Below are 5,835 nucleotides of genomic sequence, written 5' to 3' on the forward strand. Positions count from 1 at the left end.
GCGTCAGAGACCGTAGGCCCATTCGAGGACGGCATCCTGCAGGTTGCGACCCATGCCGCGGTGGCCCCGGGGATCGTTGACCAGCACTGCCACGGCCAGGTCGTCCCCGCCCTGGCTGCGAACGTAGCCGGCCACCGCGGATACCTCGTTCAGATGCCCGGTCTTCAGATGCATCTGCCCGCGCAAATCGCGCCGACTGCCGTTGCGGAAGCGGTTGCGCAGGGTCCCGTCCAGGCCGGCCAGGGCCAGCGAGGACTGGAACTCCGGACGGTGCGGGTGCTGCCAACCCGCCTCCAGGATGCGGCCCAGCTGACGCGGGGTCATCCGGGTATTGCGGCTGAGACCGGAGCCGTTGTCGACCACCATGCCGCCGACGTCCACGCCCAGTCCGCGCAGGGATTCCAGCAGCGCCCGCTGCCCCTTTTTCAGCGTGGCCGGCGGAGTGAAATGACGGGCGCCCAGGGTGAGCAGCAGGTGGCGGGTCATCACGTTGGAACTCCATTTGTTGGAGACCCGGATCAGATCCGACAGCGGTCGCGAGGTATGGCGCAGGATCGGTTCGTCGTACAACACCGGAAGTACGCCAGGACGGATGTCCCCGGTCAACTCGCCCCCCCACTGCGACCAGTGCAGCCGGAACATCTCGGCATGGTTCGCCTCCGGGGCCAGGACCGAGCGCAGCAGCTCGTACTCACCACAGTTGACGGGGTACTCGCCCGCAAGGGTCACGCGCTGCGCTTCGGGGTCGGCGTCAAAGCGGATTCCACGTTGCCAGGCGCCGCAGCTGCCGCGCGTCGGCTCCAGGCGGTTCACGATATCCAGCCCCGGCAACGGCGGATCCACCGTCACGTCGATCCCGTCTCCATGCTGCTCCGGCCGCACGCGGAAGCGCTGGGCGTTGGCGTTCACGTGCAGGGCATAGGGCAGCTGGTTGTAGGCCCGGAGCGGCTGGTCGTCGAACGCGGCCGGATCGCTCGTCAGCAGTTCGAAATGCGAGGCATCGAGGATCACGTTGCCCTCGATGCGCTGCAACCCGGTCTGGCGCAGCTGTCCCAGCATGCGCCAGTGCTCCTCGCTGACCATGCCCGGATCGCCAGTTCCGCGAATCACCAGATCCCCCCGCAACACGCCGTTGCGCACCGGCCGCGTCGCCCAGACCTCGGTGGTCCAGGTGTAGTCCGGCCCCAGTTCGTGCAGAGCTGCCAGCGAGGTCGCCAGCTTCATGGTCGAGGCCGGGTTGTACGGCTGGTCGGCGTTCAGGTGTGCGAGCACCGCGCCATCGGACATCCGCTGGATCCAGATCCCGACGTTTCCGGGTGGCAGCCGCTGGCTCTCGATCGCGCGCTGAAGCGGCTCCGGCAGGTGTTCGAACTGCGCCTGTGCAGCCAGTGGCACCAGCCACAGCAGCAACATCAGGACGAAAGAAGAAGCGGCCCACCTGGAGCCAACCGGAAGCTGGCCGAAGCGGTGCGAAAAGGGACCGGGGAAACACTGACGAATGCACACACTTGCGTTGGTACCCCGGGTTTTCCGGGACAAGGCGCGGTCCGCGGCCGATAGTGGTTCTACCGGCAAGGGCCGCAACGCAGGGTCGGGGAACCTGGGCTGCCAACCCCGGCGGGGCTCGGCCGCTTTTGCGTCCGCACGGCGTCGCGGTTCCCTGGTGCACAGTGCCTGCACGGCAGTCACCGCGCCCTGTCCGCACGCAAAAGCGACTCGGGCGCGAGCGCATGCATTCGTCAGTGTTTCCCTAGGGGGCATGGGGTCCGGACATCCTGCGAAGGTGCTGGGCGACAGGGCCTATAGTGTGCCGGTGCCCCCGCCGGGACAAGCCCTCCGCGCGGATCGTGTCACGCCCTGGACCAGGGGAAATCGATCACCTGATCGATGCTCGACGCCCCGAGCAGTCGCATCAGCAACCGGTCCACCCCCAGGGCCACACCGGCGCAGTCCGGCAGGCCCGACTCCAGCGCCGCCTCCAGGTGAGCATCCACGGGCGGGAGCGGCTGGCCGCGCGCGCGGCGCTGGGCGATATCCCGCTCGCGGCGCTGGCGAAACAGTTCGGGGTCGGTCAGCTCGTGATAGCCGTTGGCCAGCTCCAGGTCACCCCAGTAGAGCTCGAAGCGGGCGGCAGAGCCCGGGCGGGCGGCACAGGGGCGCGCAAGCACGGCCTGGCTCTCGGGGTAGTCATGGAGGATGGTCAACCGATCCGGCGGAAAGCGGGGCGCAATCACCAGGCTGATCAGGGCATCCAGCCAGCCGTCCCGGTCCAGCTCGCCGCCCACCGTACCCCCGTGCTTCGCCGCGACCTGCTCCAGCGCCGCGGCATCCGCCGCGAGCGGATCCACCCCCAGGGTGGCTTGAAACAGGTCCGCGTAGGCAATCTCCTCGCAGCCCCGCGGCGTGCGCCACTCGGGGGACAGCGCCGCCTGGTCCGCGATCAGGGCAACCACCTCGCGCGCCAGTGCCCGGTGATCCAGCCCCAGGCGGTACCACTCCAGCAGGGTGAACTCGGGGTTGTGGCGCGGGCCGGTTTCGCCGCCGCGGAAGACCCGGGCGATCTGGTAGATGTCCGGGGCGCCGTCCGCCAGCAAGCGCTTCATCGGGTACTCCGGCGAGGTCTGCAGGAAACCGCGCTCGCCGCCCGGGGCCTGCGCCTCCCAGCTCTCCAGCATCGGGTCCTGCGGCGCGCCGCGTGCAAGGACTGGCGTCTCAACCTCGAGCACCCCGCGTGCCGCGAAGAATGCGCGCAAACCGGCCAGCAGACGGGCCCGTGCCGGGCGGGCCGGCGCCGCCCTCGGCCGCCAGTCGCTCATTGGCCGGAATCCGTGGTCGCCGGGGTCAGACGCGCGAGACGTATTCGCCGGTGCGGGTATCCACCCGCACCGTCTCGCCTTCCTCGACGAATAACGGCACCTTGACCACCGCCCCGCTCTCCAGCGTGGCAGGCTTGGTGCCGCCCTGCGCGGTATCACCGCGCACGCCGGGATCGCACTCGGTGATCCTCATCTCCACGAAGGACGGCGGCACCACCGACAGCGGCTCGCCATTCCACAGGGTCACGGTGCAGAGATCCTGTTCCTTCAGCCACTGGCCGGCGTCACCCAGCGCGTCCTCGCCGACCGCGTACTGCTCGAAGGTGTCCGGGACCATGAAGTGCCAGAATTCGCCATCGTTATAGAGATACTGCATCTCGGTATCCATCACGTCGGCGGCCTCCACCGACTCGCCGGACTTGAAGGTCTTCTCCAGCACCCGGCCCGTGCGCAGATTGCGCATCTTGACCCGGTTGAAGGCCTGGCCCTTGCCCGGCTTGACGAATTCGTTCTCCACGATGGCCTGCGGGTCGCCGTCCAGCAGGAGCTTGAGACCGGCCTTGAATTCGTTGGTACTGTAGGTTGCCATTGCGCGCTGTTCCTCGATCATTCGTGGCGCGGACATGCCGCCCCGTCCGGAAACGCCCCATGCCCACAAAGCCCGTCATGATAACGCGCGAGTCGCGCGGAACCCAGCCATCCCCAGCGCGCGCAATCCCAGCCTGGCAACAGGCGATGGCCCGCGCGATCGCCGATCCCGAAACCCTGACCACACGCCTGGGCTTGTCACCGGAGGCGTTGCCGGGCATGCGGACCGCTCACCGGCTGTTCCGCACGCGTATTCCGGAGAGCTACCTGGCCCGCATGCAGCCCGGCGACCCGCGGGACCCCCTGCTGTTGCAGGCCCTGCCGGACGCGCGCGAGGCGCTGGAAGCCCCGGGGTTCCTCAGTGACCCAGTCGGCGACCACGACGCCCTCGCCGCCCCCGGCGTGGTGCACAAGTACCACGGCCGCGCCCTGCTGCTGACCACCGGAGCCTGCGCCATCCACTGCCGTTACTGCTTCCGCCGCGAATTCGACTATGCCGACCACAACCCGGCCCGAGACGACTGGGAACCGGCGCTGGACTACATCGCGGCACACTCGGACATCCGCGAGGTGATCCTCAGCGGTGGTGACCCGCTGAGCCTCGCGGACGCACGGCTGGCGCGACTGGCGGAGCGGCTCGCTGGTATCCCGCACCTCGAGCGCCTGCGCATCCACACACGCCTGCCGGTGGTGCTGCCGGAGCGGGTCGACGACCGCCTGCTTGCCTGGCTCGGCCAGGGGCGCCTGCAACACATCCTGGTGCTGCACGCGAACCACCCGCGCGAGTTCTCCGCCCCCGCCGACGTAGCGCTCGAGCGCCTGCGCGGCACCGGCATCACCCTGCTCAACCAGGCGGTCCTGCTGGCCGGCATCAACGACACTGCCGAGACCCTGATTGAACTGCAGGAGGCCGGCTTCCGCCTCGGGGTGATGCCCTACTACCTGCACCAACTCGACCGCACCCGCGGCACAGCCCACTTCGAGGTACCGGACGCCCGCGCGGGCGAACTCTACCGAGCCCTGCACGCCCGCCTTCCGGGATACCTGGTCCCGCGCCTCGCGCGCGAGATCCCCGGGGAGCCCGGCAAGACCCTCCAGGCACCGTCCTCCGCCCACGACTGAGCCGCCTGTGTCACCACACCAAATGCACGGTTTGCTGCTAAAGTACCCCCAGATCCCCGGATAACACGGAACATGTCCCGGGGTGTCCCACGCAACCGGCTCAGCGACTACTGGACACGCCCATGCTGCAAGCCCTGCCCGAACTGCCCGGCCAACCGGCCGGGCCCGGAAGTTTTCCCCACCTGACGCCGCAGGCCTTGCGGGCGTGGTGCGCCGAACGGCCGGGCAGCGAACCCGAACTGGGTATCCGGCAGCTGGGCGAAGCCCTGGAAGGACTCAACACCGTCGCGTTGCGGCCCGGAATACGCGCGACGCTGGTGGGGATCATGGAAGATCACCTCCTGCCCCTGCTCCCGCCCATGGAGCGCCTGCTGCGCCAGCGCTCCCTTCCGCTGGGCCGGCGCAGCCGGGATCGGGCGGACACCCTCGGTACCGCCTTACGGGCCCTGCTCACCGCCGAGTTGCTGGTGGTGCGCGAACGCATTGACGAACACACCGCCCAGCACGCGGAACGCCTGATGCCCCCCCTGCAGGCAGCCGTGGCGCTGCTCGGCGCGCTCGGCGTGCACCACTGGCGGCTGTATCAGGGCGTACCACCCGGTCACTGGCAGCAACTCTACGACCTGCTGCGACTGGCACGTGCCCAGGGTATCGCCGACCGGGGCCCCGCCATCGACAAACGTTTCGGCCCGATCGATCTGGACCGCATCGAGACCATGATTGCGCGCATCATGGTGCTCGGGAGCACCGATCCGAACGCCCTGAAGATGGGCGAGATGGACTTGCTGGTCCGCTGGGTCAACTCGATTGCAGTGGCGTGCACCGCCACGCCCGATCCGGATCGGCACCCCGCCCTGCCCGTACTGCGCTGCGACCTCGAGCGCGATCATGCCCCGGGGCTGGTCCTGAGAGACAGGACCACCATCGAGCCGGCCTGCTTCGTGGAGCTCGCGCCGGCTCTGGACGCGCTGCGCGAACGCCCCGAAGACCTGGACCCGACCCACCACGGAGACGCCCGGCCGCTGGCCGAGCACGTGCTGCGCCTGTGGTCCCATCTGCCCACCCGGCGCCACAGCCGCGAGCAAGCGGGCGACCAACAACAGGTCTGCATCATGGGGCTGGAACGCATCCACGACTTCCTGCTCGCGGAGATGGGAAGCCACCGCACCACGGCGGACACGGCCTCCGATACCGACAAGACGACCACCACCGGCCTCAAGGCCCTGACACAGCATGACGGCGGCGTCAGCGTCTTCGAGATGTCGCCGTCCGCTTTGCGGGGTTCCGATCTCGCATTGGTCGACAGCCC

The 5,835-nt window shown here is 69.0% G+C and carries 4 protein-coding genes and 1 pseudogene; 2 read left to right on the forward strand and 3 right to left on the reverse strand.

Translation table 11 applies throughout. The annotated features are described in order from the left end of the window. Positions 1-3: 3 nt before the first annotated feature. The 3 genes from dacB to efp all read right to left on the reverse strand — a co-directional run bounded on the left by dacB (position 4) and on the right by efp (position 3,405). Entirely contained in the window at positions 4-1,413 is a 1,410-nt protein-coding gene (gene dacB, locus ACESLR_RS11275) for a D-alanyl-D-alanine carboxypeptidase/D-alanyl-D-alanine-endopeptidase (RefSeq protein WP_373026136.1), read from the reverse strand. A 437-nt stretch (positions 1,414-1,850) separates the two neighbouring features. Beyond that, positions 1,851-2,816 (reverse strand): EF-P lysine aminoacylase EpmA, encoded by a 966-nt coding sequence (gene epmA, locus ACESLR_RS11280; RefSeq protein ID WP_373026135.1) that lies wholly within the window; start codon positions 2,814-2,816, stop codon positions 1,851-1,853. Between the two features lie 25 nt (positions 2,817-2,841). Next, complete coding sequence (gene efp, locus ACESLR_RS11285) at positions 2,842-3,405, reverse strand: elongation factor P (protein ID WP_373026140.1); 564 nt, start codon at positions 3,403-3,405, stop codon at positions 2,842-2,844. Positions 3,406-3,482: 77 nt separating this feature from the next. On the opposite strand from efp, the gene epmB reads away from it, so the two are divergent. After that, complete coding sequence (gene epmB, locus ACESLR_RS11290; protein ID WP_373026138.1) at positions 3,483-4,526, forward strand: EF-P beta-lysylation protein EpmB; 1,044 nt, start codon at positions 3,483-3,485, stop codon at positions 4,524-4,526. 122 nt (positions 4,527-4,648) lie between these two features. After that, positions 4,649-5,835, forward strand: a pseudogene (locus ACESLR_RS11295) (PilZ domain-containing protein); the annotation flags it as partial.

It is taken from the genome of Thioalkalivibrio sp. (genome assembly GCF_041685615.1).
Lineage (GTDB): Bacteria > Pseudomonadota > Gammaproteobacteria > Ectothiorhodospirales > Ectothiorhodospiraceae > Thioalkalivibrio.